A 21,848-nucleotide genomic window follows, 5' to 3' on the forward strand; every position below is an offset into this window, starting at 1 on the left:
TCAATTTAGTAGATATAGTTTTTTTGGGAAAACCGTTCATGGATATGCTTTTCGGTTTCCTTAATCGTTTTAGCCCTTTAGCAAATCCATTTCTACTTTGCCATGTCCGTCGGGCGTGGTGTAGAATGGTCTTTGCTCAATGACATAATTTGTGTCGGGTGCAATCCCCAAAGTATGGTAAATGGTTTGGTGGATACTGTCGATTTTGATGGGCTTTTCGATGGTCTTGCAGGGCCGTTCGTCCGCGGTTTTTCCAAAGACGTGGCCGCGCTTGATGCCTCCGCCAAACATTAGAATCGAACAGCCATCCGTGAAATGCCGATGCATGCCGTAGTTTTTCATGTCTTCAATGATCTCCGGAACCTCCACTTGGTCCAAGACCTTCAGGTCCGGCCTTCCCTCGGTCAGCATATCCCTACTGAATTCACTCGCTACAATCACCATCGTGCGTTCCAACCGGCCACTTTCATCCAAGTCCCGGATCAATTGGGCAATCGGCGCATCGATCAGTTTTTTCATATCCTTTAATCGGGTATGGCCATTGTCATGGGTATCCCAACCAAAGAAAGGCTCATATTCCGTGGTGACGCTGATAAACCGCGCCCCTTGCTCTACCAACCTTTTTGCCATCAGGCATCCCAAACCAAATTTTCCGGTATTGTACCGATCATAGCTTTCTTTGGGTTCCTGACTGAGATCAAAAGCCTTCGCCTCCGGGGAGTTCAGCAACATGTAGGCTTGCTCCATGGACCTTTTCAGCGATTCTTTTTGATAGTCGCCGCCAAATTCGCCCATGGCGCTTTCCTGCACCAGTTTTTCGTAGAGTTGGTTTCTCGCTTCAAAGCGTTTTGTGGACATGCCAACGGGGGGCCGTACCGCATCCAAACCCGAAGTCGGGTCCGGTATCAGGAAAGGCCCAAACTCACTTCCCAAAAACCCTGCGCTGTGAAAAGCCTTCAATTCCTCGCCTTCCCCGACTGTAAAGCGTTGTCCGATATTGATAAAGGCGGGGATGACGGGATTGAGTGGCCCGAGTTCCTTGGCAATCCAGGAACCGATATGCGGCACGACCACCGATTGCGGCGGTTCGTAGCAGGTATGCCAGTGGTATTGGTGTCGGGTATGGAGGATATGCCCGAGGTCCGCAGCGACATAGGACCGGATCAAAGTCCCCTTGTCCATGATTTTTCCGATGGATTCCAATCCTTCGGAAAAATGAATCCCATCCAAGGCAGTCGGTACTGAAGGAAAGGTACTCAGCACCTCGCTGGAATGCATTCCTTTTCGGAAAGCCGTGTGCTTCTTCGGATCAAAAGTCTCCGTATGGGCCATCCCTCCCGCCATGAAAAGCAAAATGACCGAATCGGCGCTTGCGGGTATGGATTTTCTTGAATTGCAGGAAGATAGCAAGCTGGTAAAAGGAGCACCCATCGCCATCGTGGCAATGGCCGTCGCGCTGGTTTTCTTCAAAAAATCCCTTCTGTGCAGATTGATATTCATAATGCCATTTGTTTTCTTTCTCTCATTTCTTGGTTACCGTACCATTTCCAAATTCTCAATCTTAATTTAATCCTAAGTCCCGTAGGGACTATGTATGGGTAAAACCAGATGACAATTAATCCGATTTTGTGCCTTTAGGTACAAAATATATTCCGTACCTAAAGGCACGGCGAACTATCATAATTTGTCCATTTCTACCAATATTCTGTCCCTAACGGGACATGTTCACCCTGAATTATGAATCAATTATTCTTTACTTTCCATTTTTGGATTGATGACTTGTATCGGCAAATTCATACCATATATCTTGATTGATATAGTTGGTCTAATAAAGAAATTGAAACTCCGGCAACAGCACGACTGCCCAAAAGAAATCCTGCAATTGCGCTGTGTCGGGATCTTTCCCCAAAGCAGCCAATGCGATTTCACTTTCCTTTTTGCTGGGCTTGCGAAGCAGTGCTTTGGAATAGACTTCGGCAATGATGGCAGGGCCTTCCCGGTAATTCTCCTTCCATTTTTCAGCTGCTTTTTGCAAAACAGAATTCAACTTTTCCCCGTTTGTCAACTCCAATGCCTGCAAAAGACTCGCCTGCGAATCCCGGCTCGTGGAAACGATTTCCCGATTTGGCCGGCCAAGTGCGGTGAGGAAAGCATTATTCGCCACCAAGGAAGCCCGTGCATAGGGTGCCCTGTTCTTTTGCTCAGGAATAAGTTGGTTGGGATTGTACTTTAAATCTTTTTCCTCAAAAACAGGATTGAAAACCTGACTGACCGCGTCTGAAAACTGCTCAGCAGTCATCCTGCGTCTGACCATTCCTTCAAAAACAAAATCATCGGCCAAGAGAAGATCCTGACTTTTATAGCCTACCGTCGGAGACTGGTAAATCTTGGAGGTTCCGATCAGAAAGATCAATTCCTTGAGATCGTAGCCTTTTTCCACAAAATCGACCGCCAGCCAGTCCAACAAATCTTGGCTCCAAGGTTCATTGTCCATTTCATCGACCGGTTCGACAATCCCGCGGCCCATCATTTGCTTCCATATTCTGTTGACGACCGTCCGGTACATCCGACCATTTGCAGGCTGGACGAGGTATTCCGAGAGTTGGCGGAGTTTTTCCGCGCGCGCAGCTGTACTGTCGATTGCCCCCAATTCCTCCCAAAGGATTTTGGTGCTTGCGAGTTTCCCGATCGGTTTCTCACAGCGGCTGACTTCCAGCGTGGTATCTGCAAAAATATTGGCAAAGGCATAAGCCTGGTCCAATTTCCAATCGCTGATAAAGCTGTCGTGACAGGAGGCGCATTTGAGATTCAGGCCCAAAATCACCTGCCCTACGTTTTGGGCGGCCTGCATTTCGGTGCGTTGGCTGGCATTGACGGTGCCCCGCCAGCGGATACCCTCGATAAATCCTTTGGAGGCATCATTCGGATTGAGGAGATCCTTCACAAAAACATCATAGGGCTTATTGGATTGGAGGGATTTGTACAGCCAATCGGTGATATTGTAGCGGCCGTTGGTGATGTAGCCGGTCCCTGTGTAGTCATTGCGCAGCGCATCATTCCAAAACGTGAGCCAGTGCGTGGCGTAATCGGCGTTTCGATCCAGTAGTTTTCGCAGCCAAATGGCTCTCTTATCCGGATCGGGATCATTGGCAAAAGCCTCCAAATCTTCGGGACTTGGAATCAGCCCAACTACATCCAAATAGATCCGGCGGAGAAAGGTACGGTCATCGACTACGGGCTGCCAGGAAATACCGTTTTCTTCGAAATAGCTATTGACCCAAAGATCCACGGGATTTTCAAGCCCTGGGATGGATTGAGGCAAAGCGGGCTTTCTGGGTGCCAGTTCTGCTACCCGGTACACACTTTTTTGCGCCGCTCCGTCTGGCCATGGTGCACCCTTTGCGATCCAAAAGCCGATCAGATCGATTTCTTCCTGGCTCAGGTGCTTGCCTTTGGAAGGCATGACATCCTTGTGGTTTTTGGGGAGGCTGATCCGGCGGATCATTTCGCTTGCGTCTGGATTTCCATGGACAAGAATCGCTCCTGATTCACCCCCTTTGAAGACAAATTCCTTTTCGTCCAGGCGAAGTTCTCCTTCGATTTTCGCGCCGCTGTGGCATTTGTAGCAGTTGTGGGCGAGTACCGTCCGCACTTCCCCGATCAGTTGCATTTCCTGCTCGGGGTTCAGTTCTGCGCTTCCATAGGAAGCGAGGTTGAAGGTGTTTTCAGTCTTGCCAAGGTTGTCGCTCCAAGGGAAGGTCTCACTCAGGAAGTTTTCCCCATGTGTCATCGAAGCCCCAAAGTGGCCCGAAACCCCAACGCCAATTGCAGTCAAAAAGAGTGCTGCGCGGTAGGCTTTGATGCTTTTGGTTTGGTTTTTCTTCCAGACTTCGTTTAACAAAAAAAGTACCGCCAAACTCAGGACAGCTGCCGTAATCCCGGAAATTCTGTGCAAATCCAATAATTCCCCTTCCAGGCCTTCATGGGTAGCCAGCAAAAAGCCGAACGCTGCGGATATCAGCACCGAAACAGCTCCGGCCAAAACCAGCAGGTTGATGCCGGGGCGGAGCTTAGAATGGAATTTGCCGATGGTAGCTAGTTCTAGGAAGGCCCCAAAAATCAGCAAGGCGATCGGGAAATGCACCACCATTGGGTGCAGCCTGCCCATCAACTGCCAAAGCCAAAATCCTTCCATAACCATTTGAAAATTTACCTGAATTGGGTGAATAAAGAAACCCAGCCTTTAAATTTCCTTTCTTTTGCGATGGATGCATCCTGTACTTTCAGGCTCATTGCTGCGCGTATTTGCCCAAATCACCTTTTTTCCGTCTGGCCTTACTTGCTTGATATTTGAATCGTCTGTGGCTACCTTAAGATCGGTTCACTGGCTGTATCAACAAACCACAGGACAAGACAGGACAGAAAACCATGGAATAACAAAGATTTTGTTCTTCAAATATTGACCCCTTACGAAAATTACCTTTCGCCATCCTATTAAAGGAAAAGAAGCTATGATAAACCCATTCAAAAACCGCGGTAACAGCATTCCGGGAATGATCCTGATGCTGCTTGTTCCGATCCTTTTTTTCCAATGCAGCAAGTCCCCTTCACTCGAGTTCCAACGAGGGTCCCACATCATGCTCATTGGCGGCAACCTCGCCTCGAGGATGATGGAGTACGGCACCTTTGAAACCGAGCTTCATGTGAGGTATCCGGATAGTATGCTGTACATCAGAAGTATGGCTGACGGTGGGGATACGCCGGGATTCAGGCCCCATCCGGGCAGGAATACCCCTTGGGCTTTTCCGGGTGCGGAGGCATTCCAAACGGAATACGCCAATCCTTCAGGTCCGGAGGGATTTTTTGAGTACCCCGACCAGTGGCTGACCCGGCATCAAGCGGATGTCATTTTGGCTTTTTTTGGATTCAGTGAATCCTTTCAGGGAGAGGCTGGCTTGCAGAATTTCAAGGATGAATTGGATGCCTTTGTCGTCTATACACTTGCACAGAAATACAACGGCAAGTCCGCGCCCAAGCTGGTCCTCGTTTCGCCCATTGCCATGGAGGATTTGTCGGACATCAAGGATTTGCCCGATGGCAAAACTGAAAACCAAAACCTCGAGATGTACACCGCCGCAATCTCGGAAGTAGCCAAAAAGCGTCAAGTACTGTTTTTGGATGCCTTTCATCCGTCCTTGGAATGGTATGCTGCTTCCGAAGAGCCTTTGACCATCGACGGTTCCCAACTCAATGCCTCGGGCTATGCGAAGTTTGCGGGACTACTGGCAGATGGAATTTTTGGAAAAGCGAAGCCACAGGCTGAGGCCAACAGGGAACTGATCCATGAGATGGTGATGGAAAAAAACTGGATGTGGCACAACGACTACAAAATCCCCAACGGTGTCCACGTCTTTGGCCGTCGCTACAATCCTTTTGGTCCAGACAATTATCCGATGGAACTGGAGAAAATCCGGCAAATGACCGCCATCAGGGACACAGCCATTTGGGAAGCAGCCAAGGGAATCAGGAAGGATTTGGCTGTAGCCGACAAGAATACCCGCTCACTGCCGCCCGTAGAGACCAATTTCAATCCCGAGCAAAACGGCAGCCTTGAATACCTGTATGGTGAAGATGCGCTGAAGTCCCTTGCCGTTCCCCAAGGATACAAAATCGACCTTTTTGCCTCAGAAGTAGAGTTTCCCGATTTGGCCAATCCGGTACAGATGAGTTTTGATAACAAGGGCAGGCTTTGGGTGGCCACTTGTCCTTCCTATCCGCACTACCGTCCCGGCGACGCCAAACCCAACGATAAGATCATCATTCTCGAAGATACCAACAACGACGGCAAGGCCGACAAGCAGACCATATTTGCCGACAAGCTGCACCTGCCGATGGGGTTTGAAATAGCCCCTGAGGGCGTGTATGTATCGCAGGGTACACACCTGAAAATCCTGATCGATGAAAACGGCGACGATCGTGCCGACAGGGTGGAGGTTTTGCTGAGTGGCTTTGACGACCATGACACGCACCATGTGATTTCGGCTTTTGCCGCAGATCCTTCCGGAGCGATTTATATGGCCGAGGGTGTTTTTCTCCATACCAATGTGGAGACTTCCTACGGAACCGTGCGTGGTACGAATGGGGGATTTTACCGATACAATCCCAGCCGCCACCATTTGGAGCGGACGGCGCAGTTGTCCATTCCCAACCCTTGGGGCATCGCTTTCGATGACTGGGGGCAAAACTTCTTTGCCGAAACCTCCGGCCCGGATGTGATGTGGATGATGCCGGGAAGTGTCTTGCCCCGTTACGGTGAGGCGACCCACAAGTCCTTCAACCTGATCGAGGACGCCCATCGGGTCCGGCCGACATCGGGTTTGGAGTTTGTATCCAGCAGGCATTTTCCGGATGAGGTACAGGGAGATTTGCTGATCAACAATACGATCGGTTTTCTCGGCATGAAGCAGCATCGCGTGATGGAGGATAGCACAGGATTTAAGACCCAGTGGCGGCAGGATTTGGTAAAGGGTAGCGACCGCAATTTCCGCCCGGTGGATATGGAGTTTGCGCCGGATGGATCGCTGTACTTTATCGATTGGCACAATGTCCTCATCGGACACATGCAGCACAATGCCCGCGATCCGCTGCGTGACCACGTGCATGGTCGCGTATACCGGATTACCTATCCCGGCAGACCGTTGGTCACCCCTGCCAAAATCGATGGAGCTACGATCCCCGAACTTTTGGAAAATCTGAAAGAACCCGAGTTCCGCACCCGGTACCGTACCCGTCGTGAACTGCGCGGCCGGGATGCCAAGGAGGTAACTGAGGCGGTGAAAAAGTGGGTCGCAGGGCTTGATTCCCAAGACCCAAACTACGAACACCACTTACTGGAAGGGCTTTGGGTGACTTGGGGGATGAACCAGGTGGATGCCGACTTGCTCAAAAAAGTGCTGCAGGCAAAAGATTACAAGGCACGCGCGGCGGCTGTGAGGGTATTGCGGTACACCGGCCACCAGGTCAATGACCAAGACCAACTCTTGCTTGCTGCCAGTAAAGATCCGCATGGACGAGTAAGGCTCGAAGCAATCGTGGCCGCATCTTGGCTACCAAAGGAAAAGGGGCTACCCATTTTGGAAGAGGCTGCGAAAAAGCCTTTGGACAAATGGATGGTACATGCCCATGAGGCCGCCGTGGCCCACATCAACGGGCTATCCGTCAGGGAGAAAAAAGAGGAAGATGTCCTTTCGACCTTGGCTGGGGGGGATCTGGAACTGTATAAAATTGGCAAGGAAATCTACGCCCGCGATGGCTATTGTGCCACCTGTCATCAGCCCGACGGCAGGGGCTTGTCGGCATCACTATTTCCGCCATTGGTTGGGACCCAATGGGTGCTCGGCAACGAAGAGCGGCTGATCAAACTTGTCCTGAAGGGCTTGATGGGCCCGATTGTCGTCAACGGCAGGGAGTATCCAGGACAAGTGCCGATGACGCCCTATGAGGGGATGCTGAATGACAACGAGGTGGCCGCCGTGCTGACCTATGTCCGCAATTCCTTTGGAAACCAAGCATCACCGATACGGCCTGAAAAAGTGAAAGAAGTACGTGCAAAAATCGCCGACAAGAAGGGTTTCTACAATCCCGCGGATTTGCTCAAGGAGCATCCGATGGAGAAGTAAGCAGGGAGAGGCAAGAAGCGAGAACCGAGATGCGAGAGGCGAAAAGAGAGAAGGGAGAAGCGAGAGGCAAGAAGCGAGAGCCGAGAAGCCTTTGAGGCTTTGAAAACCTCGATGGGTTTTAAAATGAGGTTAGTGGAATAAGTTGAATTCAACATACCTGTACCTCATTCTGTCAAGGTAATAGGGAGTAGATCAGTGCCTTTGAAATTTAGAATTTCGAATAATGAACACCGAATTTCGAATCACGAAGTATCTGCCATGGACAGTTGACTGATCTTGCCAAATAACAAGTAACTCAATAACCAATAACCTAACATGGAACGCAAAACCTTACTTTATATCGCCTTCACCTTCTTCGTGTTCACTGCTCAAGCCCAAACCAAGGATCATCAAACCCTACTGGAACTTGACTTAGGTTGGGAAAAAGCACTCTTGGCCTCAGATGTGGAATTTTTGGACAACCTTCTGGCTGAAGAATTCATTTGGGTCCATAACCACGCCAGCTTGATTGATGGAAAAAAGGAAGTGGTGTCCAAGGCAAGGAAGATCCAGCAAGGACAGGCTGACAATACGAGGTCTAGGCTATCTAAAGACCAAACAGTGGTGATATTGGGAAATACAGGAGTGGTGAGCGGCTACACCGTTGTGGAGCGGGGGCCTGGTGCTGTGACCTACCATTTTATGCGTACTTATTCCAAAGTGAAAGGAACATTTCTGCTCTTATCTAACCATACCATGGCTATTCCGGAGGAGGAGTTGAAAGAATGAATTGGCTTTTTCCAACCTATCGCAGTATGTACAAAATACGATGTCTTTTTTATTCATCAGTTATTTTATTCCTAATTGCTGGATGTAATCAAGGTCAAAATAAAAACGATACGGGATATCCTGTTTCATCCGGATTTATTCTCTCCGAGTCTGAAATCCCTGATTTCGAAAAAGACCTGGACCATCGGGGCTTGATTGAGGCTTGGGGCGATAGGCAGGAAGAATCCCTGAGAACAGGGGAGCATATCTATAACAACATTTGTTTCAATTGCCACGGCAATCATGAACAGGAGGGCTCCCTCCCCACGGCCTTCAAATTTTGGAAAGATACTTTCAAAGTTGGCGGTGACCCCTTTTCAATGTATCAAACGCTGACAAGAGGCTACGGCTCCATGCCTCCGCAAACCAATTTAACTCCCGTAGAAAAGTATGACATCATCCACTACATCCGGGAGACTTTTTTGAAGGAAAAGAATCCAAGCCAATATATCGAAATAGATTCTGCTTACTTAGCCAGTATTCCCAGCGGAGGAACTTTGGGTCCCGCTCCAAAGGAATTCAAGCCATGGGCAGAAATGGACTACGGGAATTTTTTGATCAATACTTATGAACTGGTGGGACTTGATGCAGCCCCTAGGGAAAGGTCTTCGGGACCGTCACCCCTCCCGGATGAAAACTACATCAACGCCAATTTTGCCTACAAAGGAATAGCGGTAAGGTTGGATAAGGGGGAAGGAGGCATCGCGGCAGGAAATGCATGGATGATGTTTGACCATGACCTGATGCGGGTTGCCGGTGCTTGGACAGGGGAGGGATTCATTGATTGGGAAGCGATATTGTTTAATGGACGGCACAATATTTCGCCCCGGACAGTCGGAGATTTGCATTTTGAAAATAAAGTAGAGCCCGGATGGGCCAATCCAAAGACTGGAAGTTTTGAAGATCCCAGGTTCATAGCGCGGGATAAGCGAAAATTTGGTCCCTTACCCAATGATTGGGCGCATTATCAAGGACTTTACCAATATGGGGATCGCGTGATTCTTTCCTACACTGTCGGGAATGCCAAAGTCCTGGAAACCTTTGGTCTGGAATCGTTGGACAACTCGCCCATTTTCACGAGAACCCTGAATGTTTCGCCTTCTGAAATGAAATTGAAGATGAGGGTCGCACCGGTAGGGACGGCAGTTTCCATGGTAGGCGATGGTGCAGTACTGAAAGAAGAACGGGGCCATTGGGTGCTTGAGGTTCAACCTTCGCTTTCCGCGAAAGTCAAATTGTTGATCGGTAAGTCCGGGACGAAGGGATTGGATCTTTATGCAAAAAGATCAGCTCCTCCTGAATCTTTGGAGCCGTTCACCAAGGGAGGCGCTGCCCGCTACCCACAAAGACTCAAAACCACCATTTTAATGGGGGAGTCAGAGGGGCCATTTCAAGTAGATGTCATGAATCCTCCGTTTGACAGCCCTTGGAAGAATCAGTTCAGATTGAGCGGGATAGATTTTTTTAAAGATCCAAATGAAGGAGTGGTCTGCACGACCGACGGGGATGTATGGCATGTCAGAGGATTTATCGACAAATTGGGAGCGTTGAGCTGGCAAAGAATTGCTTCAGGGCTGTTTCAACCGCTCGGAATCAAGGTGATCAATGGCTCAATTTTCGTTACTTGCCGGGATCAGCTTGTCCGTTTGCATGATATGAATGGAGACGGAGAAACGGATTTTTATGAGAGTTTCAACAATGACCATCAGGTGACGGATCATTTTCATGAATTTGCCATGGGGCTTCAAACGGATAAGGAAGGTAATTTTTACTATGCCAAAAGTGCCCGACATGCAAGGCAGGCGCTGGTACCACAACATGGGACCTTGATCAAGGTGAGTAAGGATGGTAAAAACTCAGAAATTATTGCTACTGGATTCCGAGCTGCAAATGGAGTTTGCATCAATCCAGACGGCACCTTTATCGTGACGGATCAAGAAGGCCATTGGAATCCCATGAACAGGATCAATTGGGTGAAAAAGGGTGGATTTTACGGGAATATGTTTGGATACAATCCGCCTGCCGACAGTACAGACTCCGGAATGGAACAACCTTTGGTTTGGGTAGAAAGGGATCGGGACCAATCCCCTTCAGAACTGCTTTGGGTGGAGAGCAAGAAATGGGGGCCTTTGAATGGGAAGCTGCTGAATTTGTCCTATGGCTATGGAAAGGTATTTGTGGTACCGTTTGAAAAGATCGGAGATCAGGTTCAGGGTGGTGTATTCGAATTGCCTATACCGAGGTTTTCGACCGGGATCATGCGGGGTAGATTCAATCCCGGAGATGGGCAATTGTATGTGTGTGGCCTGTCGGCTTGGGGCTCCACCCAACCTCAATTGGGCGGGCTTTATCGAATTAGGGCTACCGGAAAACCAATGCATATACCCGTCGGTATCCATGTCTTTAAAGATGGAATCGAATTGACCTTTACAGATAGACTGGATGCCAAGAGCGTCCAAGACTTGAACAATTTTACTGTCAAAACCTGGGACCTGCTTCGGTCCAGAAAATACGGATCAGCCCATCATAACATTCAAACTTTGGAGGTTTCGAAAGTCGTTTTGGACAAGGATAGAAAAACGGTCAAACTCATTATTCCCAACATCCAACCCACTTGGGTGATGGAAATCAAATTCGATCTAAAAAATGAAAAAGGGGAAAGCGTCACGGGATTGATTCAGAATACCATACACCGCTTAGGGGAAAATTCCATTTTGTAAACTCATCAAACGAAGAAAAACTTCCATTCAGTTGCGGTTTCGAGAGCTATGCTTGGTCCATGCCAACCCTTGCTCGCCGCCAACAGTATTGACCTATGTCCGCAATTCCGTTGGCAATTTAGCATCGCCAAATCGCTCCGAAAAAGTGAAAGAAGTACGTCCAAAAATCGCCGACAAGAAAGGATTCTACACTCCCGCGGATTTGCTATAGGAGCATCCGATGGAGAAGTAGGTTAATCAATCGAAGGCATTGTATGCCTCCTAAGTTAAAAACTCAACCTCACAGTAGCCAGGGGATTGGAGACATGGGGGGTGGTACCGTGGAGGTAGCCTGTGGCGGGGATACGCCTGTTGATCAGGTAGTTTTCAGGCGTCAGGTCAAAGGAGAGGCGGTAGGGAAGATCCCTGTCGGCTCCGAAAGATAGATCCCTAGATCGGTTTTCTCTTTTGTATTTGTTAAAGAGGATCTGCTGGGTGGCTAGGGCCATAGCGGAAGGCAGACCAATCGCCAAGCCTGGCGATCCCGTTTCGAACAAGGCTGCGAGTCCAATGCCTACGACGCCTGCGCCCAATGCAGAAAAGCCGATGGTACTTCCTTGACGGTTAGAGAGATAAACCCCCTTGACAGCTTTTTGGCCCCAAATGGTACCCAATACAGACGCTGCCGCCGGGATCAAAATGACTGCGCTCGACGGGTCTTCGTCCAACGTCTCAGCTACGACTGCCAAAGACAAGCCCGTGGCAGCGACCGTCAATGTGGAAACGTTGTCTACATCACCTTTGGTGTAAGGATATTTTTGGGCCTGTCGGTGGCCGATTATCAAGCCTGCCGCACTACCCGCCAGTACTGATGCTCCATATACATGGGCATTTTCTGAGCCTAAAGCGGCAGAAGTAGCCAATCCCAACCAAGGTCCAAGGATCCCGTAGTGCCTGAACATCTCGATATGCCCTTCAGATAGGCGTTGTCTTTTCTGCATCTGAAAGCCCCATTCTCCCATGCCGATGCTACCGATTGATGATAAAACAAGCGGAATTTTCCAAGCGTCCTCACCTTCTCCTCCTATGGCCAAACCCAAGGCGCCCCCATAGATGAGGCCAAGGAACTTGCCGGTATTGCTGGCCCGGATCACGGATTGATCGATATTCTCGTATTTCTTTGGATTGATAAAGGGACCCAAAACCCAAAGGCCGCCAGTAATCAGGGGAATACCCACAGCAGCCGCACCGTCTGGCTCGAACAAAGCCACCAGAGTTGTACCATAGTAGACTCCATAAAAGACATTGATCGCCCGGTCCCTTCCTCGCCAGTCATACTCTCCTGTACTGCTGGGTGCAATGCTTGGAACTGGTCCCAACAGCTCCCTGTCCCAAGCGGCTTTCATTTGTTCATACTTGTTTTTTTCCTCCTCGGAAAGCCTCAGCCAGTAGTTGCGCAGGTAGGTTTCAAAGTCGTCCACATAGGCCCGCTCGTCGTCTGTGAGCGGCTCACTGTTGGATTGTTTTTGTTTGATAGCTCGATAGGTTTCCCTGGTAGTTTCTTCCCAGTATCCCCGGGCTGTATAGAGTCCCTGGGCGGAAGCGTTTTGGACGAAGGAAAGCAGTACAAGTAAAAATCCTGATAGGATCAGGCGGACGTTGGAAAATTTCATGGCGTGGATTTTCGAGACTGTACGCATGCAATATGTCCTAAGTTTTTGGAATGGGAAAGATTTTCTGGAATGCTTATTTGGCTTATGGTGTGGAAATAATTCAACCAATGGCTTTTTCAGGCTGATTTGGATAGAATTCGCTTGATTTTCAGTGATAGTCCGAGGTAGGTCAAAGCCCATGCTTTTCTCCCATTTCCTTGATAAATCGGTACCCGTTTTCCGCCATCTCCCAAGGTTCCGAAAATTGCCGCCACACGCCGATGGCATTGGCAAAGTCAGGGTCGTTCCGGGTAAAGCCCTCGATCGTCAGCCAGCCTTTGTAGCCGATGGCGGCCAAGGTGGAAAAAGTTTCGTCCCAGGGCACATGTCCTGAACCTGGCGTGCCGCGATCATTTTCGCTGATATGGAAATGGGCCAAGCGCGGCGCGATTTGGCGGATGGCGCCACCCAGTTTTTTCTCCTCCATATTGGCATGGTGGGTGTCAAACATGGCCTTGACGTTGGAATGATTCACTTTGTCCAACAAATGCCCCAATTGGTCCATGGTATTACAGAGGTAGCACTCGAAGCGGTTGAGGGCCTCGGGAGTCAATAGAATCCCTGCCTGTGCAGCATAATCTCCAGCTTGGTGGAGGATTTCGGCGCTTCGTTCGTATTCTATTTCCTGCGGCGCTGCTTTGGAAAACGTCGCGAATGCCGAGTGGAAAGGTCCACACAGCACCTGTGAACCCAAATCATGGGATCGGTCGATGATGGATTTGATGCGTTCAAGCCCTGCAGTTCGGACGGCAGGATCGGCATCGATGATGTTTTCCGCAGGGCTCAGGACCGTTACCGTTGTCACTTCCAATCCGATCGAGCGGCAGAAATCACCGATACTGCGGCAAGCGGCTTCGTTGGTGTCGCCGACGAAAAATTCGGCCCCGTCGTAGCCGATGCTTTTGAGTCTTTCCAAGATGGGTTTCAATTCGTCGGAGATTGCCGCCGACCAAGCCAAGACATTGAATCCGATTTTGTTCATGGGGGAGGGAGGTTGATGGTTATTGGGTTATTGAGTTATTGGTTAAAAGTTAATAGTCGATAGACCATGGTCCATAGCCGTATTTTCAGTTCTCACTTCTAGTCTCTCGCTTCTAGTCTCTCGCCTCTTTTACCTAAAATCCCCCACCTTCATGCCTTTGCGGTAGGTGCCAAAGCCAAACATGGAGGGTTCATAGCTGCCGACGATTTCCACATTGAGATCGGGCTTAACCTGATCACCCATGCCGAGGGACCAATAAACGGCGTTTACGTACATCCTGCGGAGGTCTTTGCTGACCAAATCGATCGATGCGCCCATGGTACTGACAAAGGCTTTCCCTGCTTTGCCCCCTTCTATTTGGTAGTTTTTCGTCCAAGCGACGGGCATCACGGATTTTTCCCACATCAGTGGTGCGGCGGCTGTCATGCCTTGGGTGGATTGGCCGTGGATCAATACTTGTGCCTCGGCAGAGAGGTTTTTGATGGAATATACGTCCGAGGGAACCCAGATATCCCTTACCCCGCGCAGGATAGGATGGTCATTCAGTTGCTGTACCCCGTCCGGCAGGCCGCGCGCGCCTTCTTTGCCATGGTCTCCGTGGTGGGCTACCCATGTTTCACCAAATATTTTCTGCCCAAATCCGCCTTTCCAGGGACCCTCTGGATTTTGCCAATGGTACTTGAAGTAGGGGCTTGTCTTGTTTTTACCATAATGGAAAGCATGCGTCGCAGTTCGGATCCCGATGATGGGTTTGCCGGTCAGCAGGTATTCTTCGAAATATTTTGTCTGCTCATCCGGCAACTCACGAAACCGGGTGAACAAAATCATCAAATCCGCCTCGCGCAAATGCTCCAAGCCGGGTATATTGTTTTGGTAATCGGGCTTGATATGGCCCGTTTCGGGCTCAATGGCAAACAGTACCGTGCAGGTGAATCCATGGTGTTGGGACAGTATTTTGGCCATCATCGGAAGGGCTTCCTCCGAGCGATATTCGTCGTCACCCGACACCAGGACGATATGCTTGCCTTTGCCGGGGCCACTTTTCCCTTCAAAACGCAGCCAGCTTATTCCATCTTGGGCATGGGATTTTTCTAAAATGAACAAAAAGAGAAAGGTAAAAATTAGCGGCAAAAAACTGCTTTTTTGGATGAAAGCGTTTGTCTTCATGGATGTTTCAGGTTTTGAACCAAGATAGGTAAAAAGTCCTAATCGCGTAAATTGAATTCTGTTTTCTCTGTGATTTGGAGGATAAGCTTTCAGGTTTTGTGAAAACAGAATCCTAAATTGTACCCAATCGGAGTTTCACCAAATACATTGTCATTATGAAGCGTTTTCCCCAACTTCTGCTTTTGTTGATGCCATTTTTCGCCATTTCGCAAACACGCTTGCAATTCCATCAACCCGTAAAACAGCGGGTGTTTGTGCTTACGGATATCACCAACGAACCCGACGACCAAGAGTCGCTCGTGCGGTTTTTGGTCTATGCCAACGAATACGATATTGAAGGGATCGTGGCGACCACATCCACCCACCTCCGCAACATGACCCGAAGGGATAAGATCGAACAACTCGTGAAGGATTATGGCAAGGTGAAACCGAATCTGGACAAGCATGCTGCTGGCTTCCCTTCCATGGAGTACTTGCTAGGAGTGACAACAACACATTTGCCAGCCTTTGGAATGGATGGTGTTGGGGATGGAAAGGATTCTCCCGGTTCCGAACTTCTGATCAAAGCAGTCGACAAAGCAGACGATCGTCCACTTTGGATATCGGTCTGGGGCGGTGCCAATTGTCTTGCGCAAGCGCTGTGGAAGGTCAAGAAGACCCGCTCTTCAGCTGACCTCGAGAAGTTTGTCGCGAAACTCCGTGTGTATGCCATTTCCGATCAGGATTTTTCCGGTCCATGGATTCGACACACTTTTCCCGGGATTCTTTTCATCGTCGATCCGAGCGCTGGTGACAGTTGGAAGGAATATTATCGTGCCACCTGGACAGGGATAGGTGGCGACCACTGGTACAAAAACGGGCCAAAATATGCCTTTGACCTGGTGGACAATCCTTGGCTGAAAGAAAATGTCAGGGAAAACCATGGCCCGCTTGGCGCCAACTACCTTCCGCTAGAGTATATCATGGAAGGAGACACGCCTTCGTTTTTTGGTTTGATCCAAAATGGTCTCGCTTGGTACCATTCTCCCGCCTGGGGCGGCTGGGGCGGTAGGTACGAGCACTTCAAAGCTTATGGTGAAAAGGCAAAAATCTGGACATCCACCGTTACCACACAAGATGAGGTTACTTTGCCCGACGGCCGTGTTTTCGCCTCCAATCAGGCGACGATTTGGAGGTACAGGAAGGAATACCAGCATGATTTTGCGGCGAGGATGGATTGGAATATAGCAGATACCTATGCCAAGGCCAACCACAATCCAGTTGTGGTACTCAATGGAAACAAGGGAAAATCTTGGGCCAAAGGGCAAGTGCCTGCCGGCGAAAAGGTCTCCCTGAGTGCCAAAGGAAGTTCAGATCCCGACGGTGACCAGATAAGGTACCACTGGTGGGTCTACAGGGAAGCCGGGAATTTTTCGGGAAGCCTCGATATTTTCAATCCTCAGGGAGAGTCGATAGAATTCGTCATGCCCCATTTACGGGAAGGACAGGAGCTTCATATCCTCTTGCAAGTGGAAGATTCCGGCAGCCCAAGTTTGACAAGCTATCGGAGGGTGGTGTTGGGGAATTAGAAAAATCGACTTGAAATCAATTCAAATTCTAAGTGACCTTTCATAAGGGAAAAATGCTTATCAAATGTAAAAAGTGATATTTTCTCATCAATCGTTTGCTGCAATATGATTAAGTCTGGGATTCCAACTTTATTTATTCCATTCAAAATGTTCAAATATTGAACGTGTTGGATACCCTGCCAATTTATCCTCAATGGGATTAGTTCTAAAGACCTTAAACTTACGATAATGTCATTTCTTTTCTGATGGGTCAGGCTTGGTACCAATTCGGTGAGAATAAGATCGTTTGTGCATACCAAATCTTCCGTCAACAAGAAGTCAAGCATTGGAATGTTTCCAAGCTTAAAGTACTCGATCCAAACCGAGCTGTCAACCAAGACCTTGTACCGAGACATTATTTGCGGTCTCTTAAAATGTCCAGGTCAATCCCAAGGTCAATTGTTCCTTTCATGGTGATCAATTGCTTCCTTCTAATACTTTTAATTTTTTCCTCTAAAGCATCTTGGATCAATTGATTTTTCGTTTTCGCGCCAGTGAGAAGCATGGCTTCCTCGATGAGCTCTTTCGGTATGTCAATGGTCGTTCTCATAATTTTTGGTGCATTTTTTCATCAGAAATGATGCAATTTAAAGTAATTTTAGCTTTTAATGAAAGCTTGACCGAGACAATTTGCTAATACCAAATATCCGCGAAGCTGCCCCTTTGCCACCTCCCGATATTAAATCAGACCCCGGACACCGAGCCTTCCTGGGGCGGACCGGCGAAGTCGAGGTGTATCTGATGAAAATTACACTACTGGCAATAATGCGGATATCCACGTTTGTTAACTTTCATTTGTTACAATAGACCATGTCATGACCAAATTTGCCCCATTTCTTGTCTTTTTGCTGCTCCCATTCTTGGTAATTTCCCAAACAGAAATTCCACTCTACAATGGCCCGGTGCCCAATTCCAAGGATGTGCCCAACGAGGAGACCAGCGAGGTTCGACCGGATGGTATATTGGTCATTAGCAAGGTCAGCGTGCCAACCTTGACTGTTTACCAAGCGGAAAAACCAAATGGAAAGGCTATCATCATTTGCCCAGGAGGAGGATATTGGATACTGGCGGCAGGGCATGAGGGGCACGATGTGGCCAAGGAATTTGCGAAGCGGGGGGTGACGGCTTTTGTACTGAAGTACCGTCTGCCCAATGGCGCGACAATGGTCGACAAGAGCATCGGGCCGCTTCAGGATGCGCAGCGTGCGATCCAAATGGTAAGGGAAAATGCAGATAAATGGAACGTCGATCCCCAGCAAATCGGAATCATGGGCTTCTCTGCAGGCGGCCATTTGGCATCCACGGCAGGGACGCAATTCCACCGGGAGGTCATCGACAATCCCAACAAGACCAGCCTTCGTCCTGATTTTTTGGTCCTGATTTATCCTGTGATCACTTTTGATCCAGTTGTGGGCCATAGCGGTTCCTCCAAAAATCTGATCGGGGAACGCCCCTCCCAGGGAATGATCAACTTGTATTCCAATGACAAACAAGTCACTGCCGAGACGCCTCCGAGCTACCTTGTACATTCCAAAGATGATCCGGTGAAGATCGAGAACACTTACCTTTTTATAGAAGCACTGAAGCAGCATGGTGTTCCCTACGGCACTACGATCTACGAGTCGGGCGGCCACGGCTACGGCATGGTCAACAAAACCAGCGAGGTCCGATGGATGGACGAGTTGGAGAAGTGGATGGGGGCCTTGTAGAGGCCCTTTTTTTTGAATTCCGTCCCAAGATCCTCTGCTTTCAAAACACAGTTTTGAAATATCTGCATTTTAATCCCTAACTTTTTGAAAAATACTAAACCCTAACTATTATGAAAAAACTATTGACCGTTCTCTTTTTCGTTGGATCTGTCTTGCCCTCCCTGGGGCAAATCAATGCCAAGCTGATGCGCTACATGGATGTTTCGGATTCCCAAATCGCCTTCGTGTATGGCGGGGATATTTGGTTGGTTGCCAAAGAGGGTGGCATGGCGACCCAATTGACCAATTCGCCGGGCGAAGAATCCTGGCCACGATTTTCCCCGGATGGGAAGTCGATCGCCTTTTCAGCCAGCTACAACGGGAATTTGGATGTCTATTCAATGCCGGTAACCGGTGGTGTGCCCACACGCGTGACGTATAAATCTTTTCCAGACAGAATGATCGACTGGCACCCGGACGGGAAGCGGCTGTTGATTGGGTCGACTGGAGAACTCGGAGGTCGCAGGTTGCTCAACCAGTTTTTCCTCGTCGGCAAAGAAGGAGGTTTTCCGGAAAAACTTCCCTTGCCCTATGGGGAATTGGCGAGCTTCTCTCCGGATGGCAAGCAATTGGCCTATATCACGAAGATCACGGAAAATTACCCTTTCAAGCGGATCAGAAGTGGCAATAACTCCGACATCTTGATATATGATGTCGCTTCCAACAAGGTAGAAAACATTACCAACCGGATCGCAATCGACGGCAAGCCGGCTTGGTCGGGGAATACGGTTTATTTCCTTTCGGACGAGAATCCCGATATGCGTCTCAATGTCTGGGCCTACGATACCAAGACTAAGGCCATGTCGCAGTTGACCAACTTCAAGGATTTTGATGTCTCTTTTCTTTCTGCCAGTGAAAAGGATTTGGTATTTGAAATGGGGGGAGATCTTTATTTGATGGATTTGGCAAGCAGGAATTACAAAAAGATCGATGTCCGCGTGATTTCTGACCTTTCCGTGGAGATTCCCCAACTCAAGGATGTCAGCAGGAGCATCGCCAACATGACAGTTTCCCCGGATGGCAAAAGGGTCGTCTTGCAAGCCCGTGGCGAGCTTTTCAATGTCCCCGCAAAGGAAGGATTCACTGTAAACATGACCCAAAGCAGCGGTGCCTTGGACCATAGCCCGGCTTGGTCGCCCGACGGCAAGACGGTGGCCTATTGGTCAGACCAGTCCGGGGAGTATGAGATTTACCTTCAAGCTTCGCAGGGAAGCCAAGAACCCAAAAAGTTGACGAATAGGAAATCCGGATTTGGCTACACACTGCATTGGTCGCCGGACAGCAAAAAAATCGCCTTCTTGGATGAGAAATATGACATTTCGATTGTAGATGTTGCCTCCGGGCAAATCAAAAAAGCAGGGAATACTTATTGGATCGTAGGCCACGGTGGTGCACCTAGTTTCCCGATCAACTGGTCGCCTGATTCCAAATACCTCGCCTTTACGATCGGCCAGGAAAACGCAAACCAAGCGATTCATATCTATGATACTGCTTCCGAAAAACTGACCAAGGCGACTTCCGGGTTCTACGAGGATTTGTCTCCCGTATTCAGCAAAGACGGTAAATACCTTTTTTTTCAGACCAATCGCAACATGGAGTCTATCTACTCTGACTTGGGCGATGGAACCTGGGTATATTCAAATACCACACAGCTTGGGGCAATTAGTTTGACAAAAGCTACTGCTTCCATTCTCCCTCCCAAAAACGATACGATCTCAATCGCAAGTGACAAGAAGCCGGAGGAGAAAAAAGCAAACGGCGTGCAGGTAAATATTGACTTTGACGGTTTGGAATCGCGGATTGTGCTGCTTCCCGCCAAGCCAGGGAATTTTGGAAAAATGTCCGCGATTGAAGATAAGTTGATTTACATGCGGTATCCGAGAACCGGGTCGGGTGAGATGGGTGGCACCTTGGTTTTTTATGATATCAAAGAACGGGAGGAAAAAACCATCCTCGACAAGGTCAACAATTATACTGTGACAGCGGATGGCAAATCCATATTGGTGTCGAGCAACGGTCAGTATGCAGTGATAGCAGCCAATGCAGGACAAAAGATGGAGAAAACAGTGCCGACCAACGGACTGGTCATGAATTGGGTGGCGCGGGAAGAGTGGAATCAAATATTCAATGATACTTGGCGCCGATACAGGGATTTCTTCTATGATCCCAACATGCAGGGAGTAGATTGGGAGGATATGAGGAAAAGATACGGTGCGCTCATCAAAGACGCCCGTACACGCTGGGACATCACCAATATCCAATCCAATATGCAGGCTGAGTTGGCCGCAGGACATACCTATACCAATGGCGGTGATACCGAATCCGTTACGCCAATCTTAACGGGATTTCTTGGGATCAAGTGGGCCAAAGAAGGGGATCGGTATAAGATCGGGCGAATTGTCAAGCCGGCTTCATGGAACACGGAGGTACGGTCTCCCTTTGATCGGCCAGGCGTGGAGGTGAAGGAAGGCGATTATATCATCGCAGTCAATGGCATCAAACTCGATCCGAACAAAGATCCTTACGCGGCCTTTGAAGGTTTGAGCGGAAAAACCGTGTCCTTGACAATCGGGCAGAAAAGTGGCAATTCGGAAGTTTCGAAGGATATTGTTATCACCTGCCTGACACCTGCGGAGGAAAGTAATTTGATCTATCTCGAATGGATAGAAAACAACCGCAAAATGGTCGAGAAACTCTCGGACGGACAATTGGGCTACATCTACATGTCCAATACAGCGGGAGACGGACAGCGTGAACTCATTACGATGTACTATGGACAATTGGACAAGAAAGGATTTATCATCGATGAACGCTTCAATGGAGGCGGACAGTTGGCAGACAGGTTTATGGAACTGCTGCTGCGTCCGGTTGTATACAATCTGCATTGGAGAAACGGCCGCGATCATACCAACCCGATCAAAGCCAATACCGGACCGATGGGCATGCTGATCAATGGCTGGGCTGGATCGGGCGGTGACGGATTGCCTTGGGCATTCAAAGTCCTCAAGGCAGGTCCAGTCGTAGGTGAAAATACCCTCGGGATATTGGTCGGACCGGCCACCGGCCATCAGTTGATCGATGGGGGCGGGATTACGGTTCCCGATGCGAGGCTTTATGACAATGCAGGACATTGGTTTTGGGAAGGAGAAGGCGTAAGCCCTGATATCGTCGTGTGGGATGATCCAAATCTGATTATGCAGGGTCGCGATCCGCAGATGGAGCGGGTAGTTCAGGAAGTGGTGAAGCTGATTTCTTCCAAACCTTCCAAAATGACGCCAGCACCTGCCTATGAAGACAGAACTTCAAAAGGAATGAAAAAGAACTGAGGCAAGCAATCAACAGTCAAAAAGCCGGTCAAAGGAAATTGACCGGCTTTTTTGTTTCCCATGCGCCACATCAACTTGTGCGGGCCTTGGTGGCACGGTATTTTTTCTCCAAATTTCGAAT

At 49.0% G+C, this 21,848-nt stretch carries 13 protein-coding genes; 6 read left to right on the forward strand and 7 right to left on the reverse strand.

Going from position 1 to position 21,848, the window contains the following annotated elements; all coding sequences use genetic code 11:
• Positions 1-69: 69 nt before the first annotated feature.
• Together L0U89_RS06365 and L0U89_RS06370 are read right to left on the reverse strand one after the other, a co-directional pair.
• Positions 70-1,500: a DUF1501 domain-containing protein gene (locus L0U89_RS06365; RefSeq protein WP_234860767.1), complete on the reverse strand. Its 1,431-nt coding sequence runs from the start codon at positions 1,498-1,500 to the stop codon at positions 70-72.
• A gap of 325 nt (positions 1,501-1,825) precedes the next feature.
• Positions 1,826-4,195, reverse strand: coding sequence for a DUF1549 domain-containing protein (locus tag L0U89_RS06370; protein ID WP_234860768.1), 2,370 nt, complete (start codon positions 4,193-4,195; stop codon positions 1,826-1,828).
• A gap of 316 nt (positions 4,196-4,511) precedes the next feature.
• Between L0U89_RS06370 and L0U89_RS06375 the strand changes: the two genes are divergently transcribed.
• From L0U89_RS06375 to L0U89_RS06385, 3 genes are all read left to right on the forward strand, one after another.
• A complete protein-coding gene (locus L0U89_RS06375) occupies positions 4,512-7,679 on the forward strand; it encodes a PVC-type heme-binding CxxCH protein (RefSeq protein WP_234860769.1) in 3,168 nt (1,055 codons plus the stop codon).
• A gap of 315 nt (positions 7,680-7,994) precedes the next feature.
• Complete coding sequence (locus L0U89_RS06380; RefSeq protein ID WP_234860770.1) at positions 7,995-8,447, forward strand: nuclear transport factor 2 family protein; 453 nt, start codon at positions 7,995-7,997, stop codon at positions 8,445-8,447.
• Between the two features lie 26 nt (positions 8,448-8,473).
• Positions 8,474-11,206, forward strand: a complete 2,733-nt coding sequence (locus tag L0U89_RS06385) for a DUF6797 domain-containing protein (protein ID WP_234860771.1) — start codon at positions 8,474-8,476, stop codon at positions 11,204-11,206.
• A 266-nt stretch (positions 11,207-11,472) separates the two neighbouring features.
• On the opposite strand, the gene L0U89_RS06390 is transcribed toward L0U89_RS06385, so the two are convergent.
• The 3 genes from L0U89_RS06390 to L0U89_RS06400 all read right to left on the reverse strand — a co-directional run bounded on the left by L0U89_RS06390 (position 11,473) and on the right by L0U89_RS06400 (position 15,046).
• Positions 11,473-12,885 (reverse strand): hypothetical protein, encoded by a 1,413-nt coding sequence (locus tag L0U89_RS06390; protein WP_234860772.1) that lies wholly within the window; start codon positions 12,883-12,885, stop codon positions 11,473-11,475.
• Positions 12,886-13,027: 142 nt separating this feature from the next.
• Positions 13,028-13,879, reverse strand: a complete 852-nt coding sequence (locus tag L0U89_RS06395; RefSeq protein WP_234860773.1) for a sugar phosphate isomerase/epimerase family protein — start codon at positions 13,877-13,879, stop codon at positions 13,028-13,030.
• 129 nt (positions 13,880-14,008) lie between these two features.
• Entirely contained in the window at positions 14,009-15,046 is a 1,038-nt protein-coding gene (locus L0U89_RS06400; RefSeq protein WP_234860774.1) for a ThuA domain-containing protein, read from the reverse strand.
• A 155-nt stretch (positions 15,047-15,201) separates the two neighbouring features.
• On the opposite strand from L0U89_RS06400, the gene L0U89_RS06405 reads away from it, so the two are divergent.
• A complete protein-coding gene (locus L0U89_RS06405; protein ID WP_234860775.1) occupies positions 15,202-16,614 on the forward strand; it encodes a nucleoside hydrolase-like domain-containing protein in 1,413 nt (470 codons plus the stop codon).
• On the opposite strand, the gene L0U89_RS20600 is transcribed toward L0U89_RS06405, so the two are convergent.
• Both L0U89_RS20600 and L0U89_RS06410 read right to left on the reverse strand, forming a co-directional pair.
• Positions 16,611-17,009, reverse strand: coding sequence for a PIN domain-containing protein (locus L0U89_RS20600; protein ID WP_369413242.1), 399 nt, complete (start codon positions 17,007-17,009; stop codon positions 16,611-16,613). The genes L0U89_RS06405 and L0U89_RS20600 overlap by 4 nt on opposite strands.
• Positions 17,009-17,203, reverse strand: a complete 195-nt coding sequence (locus tag L0U89_RS06410) for a type II toxin-antitoxin system VapB family antitoxin (protein ID WP_234860776.1) — start codon at positions 17,201-17,203, stop codon at positions 17,009-17,011. The genes L0U89_RS20600 and L0U89_RS06410 overlap by 1 nt, the downstream gene beginning before the upstream one ends.
• Before the next feature lie 265 nt (positions 17,204-17,468).
• Here L0U89_RS06410 and L0U89_RS06415 point away from each other — a divergent pair, with 265 nt between their 5' ends.
• Positions 17,469-18,362 carry an alpha/beta hydrolase gene (locus tag L0U89_RS06415; RefSeq protein ID WP_234860777.1) on the forward strand — a complete coding sequence of 298 codons (894 nt, stop codon included), beginning with the start codon at positions 17,469-17,471 and terminating at the stop codon, positions 18,360-18,362.
• A 110-nt stretch (positions 18,363-18,472) separates the two neighbouring features.
• The gene (locus L0U89_RS06420; RefSeq protein ID WP_234860778.1) at positions 18,473-21,727 is read left to right on the forward strand and encodes a S41 family peptidase; all 3,255 of its coding nucleotides are present in this window, start codon (positions 18,473-18,475) and stop codon (positions 21,725-21,727) included.
• Positions 21,728-21,848: the final 121 nt, after the last annotated feature.

The sequence above is a fragment of the Mariniradius sediminis genome, from assembly GCF_021491425.1.
GTDB classification, from domain to species: Bacteria; Bacteroidota; Bacteroidia; order Cytophagales; family Cyclobacteriaceae; genus Mariniradius; species Mariniradius saccharolyticus.

Bases quoted from the DNA above. Each gene is read 5' to 3' on its own strand.
- L0U89_RS06410 (WP_234860776.1), bottom strand. From the start codon at position 17,203: ATGAGAACGACCATTGACATACCGAAAGAGCTCATCGAGGAAGCCATG.
- L0U89_RS20600 (WP_369413242.1), bottom strand. From the start codon at position 17,009: ATGTCTCGGTACAAGGTCTTGGTTGACAGCTCGGTTTGGATCGAGTAC.
- L0U89_RS06415 (WP_234860777.1), top strand. From the start codon at position 17,469: ATGACCAAATTTGCCCCATTTCTTGTCTTTTTGCTGCTCCCATTCTTG.
- L0U89_RS06420 (WP_234860778.1), top strand. From the start codon at position 18,473: ATGAAAAAACTATTGACCGTTCTCTTTTTCGTTGGATCTGTCTTGCCC.
- L0U89_RS06395 (WP_234860773.1), bottom strand. From the start codon at position 13,879: ATGAACAAAATCGGATTCAATGTCTTGGCTTGGTCGGCGGCAATCTCC.
- L0U89_RS06400 (WP_234860774.1), bottom strand. From the start codon at position 15,046: ATGAAGACAAACGCTTTCATCCAAAAAAGCAGTTTTTTGCCGCTAATT.
- L0U89_RS06365 (WP_234860767.1), bottom strand. From the start codon at position 1,500: ATGAATATCAATCTGCACAGAAGGGATTTTTTGAAGAAAACCAGCGCG.
- L0U89_RS06375 (WP_234860769.1), top strand. From the start codon at position 4,512: ATGATAAACCCATTCAAAAACCGCGGTAACAGCATTCCGGGAATGATC.
- L0U89_RS06390 (WP_234860772.1), bottom strand. From the start codon at position 12,885: ATGCGTACAGTCTCGAAAATCCACGCCATGAAATTTTCCAACGTCCGC.
- L0U89_RS06385 (WP_234860771.1), top strand. From the start codon at position 8,474: ATGTACAAAATACGATGTCTTTTTTATTCATCAGTTATTTTATTCCTA.
- L0U89_RS06370 (WP_234860768.1), bottom strand. From the start codon at position 4,195: ATGGAAGGATTTTGGCTTTGGCAGTTGATGGGCAGGCTGCACCCAATG.
- L0U89_RS06380 (WP_234860770.1), top strand. From the start codon at position 7,995: ATGGAACGCAAAACCTTACTTTATATCGCCTTCACCTTCTTCGTGTTC.
- L0U89_RS06405 (WP_234860775.1), top strand. From the start codon at position 15,202: ATGAAGCGTTTTCCCCAACTTCTGCTTTTGTTGATGCCATTTTTCGCC.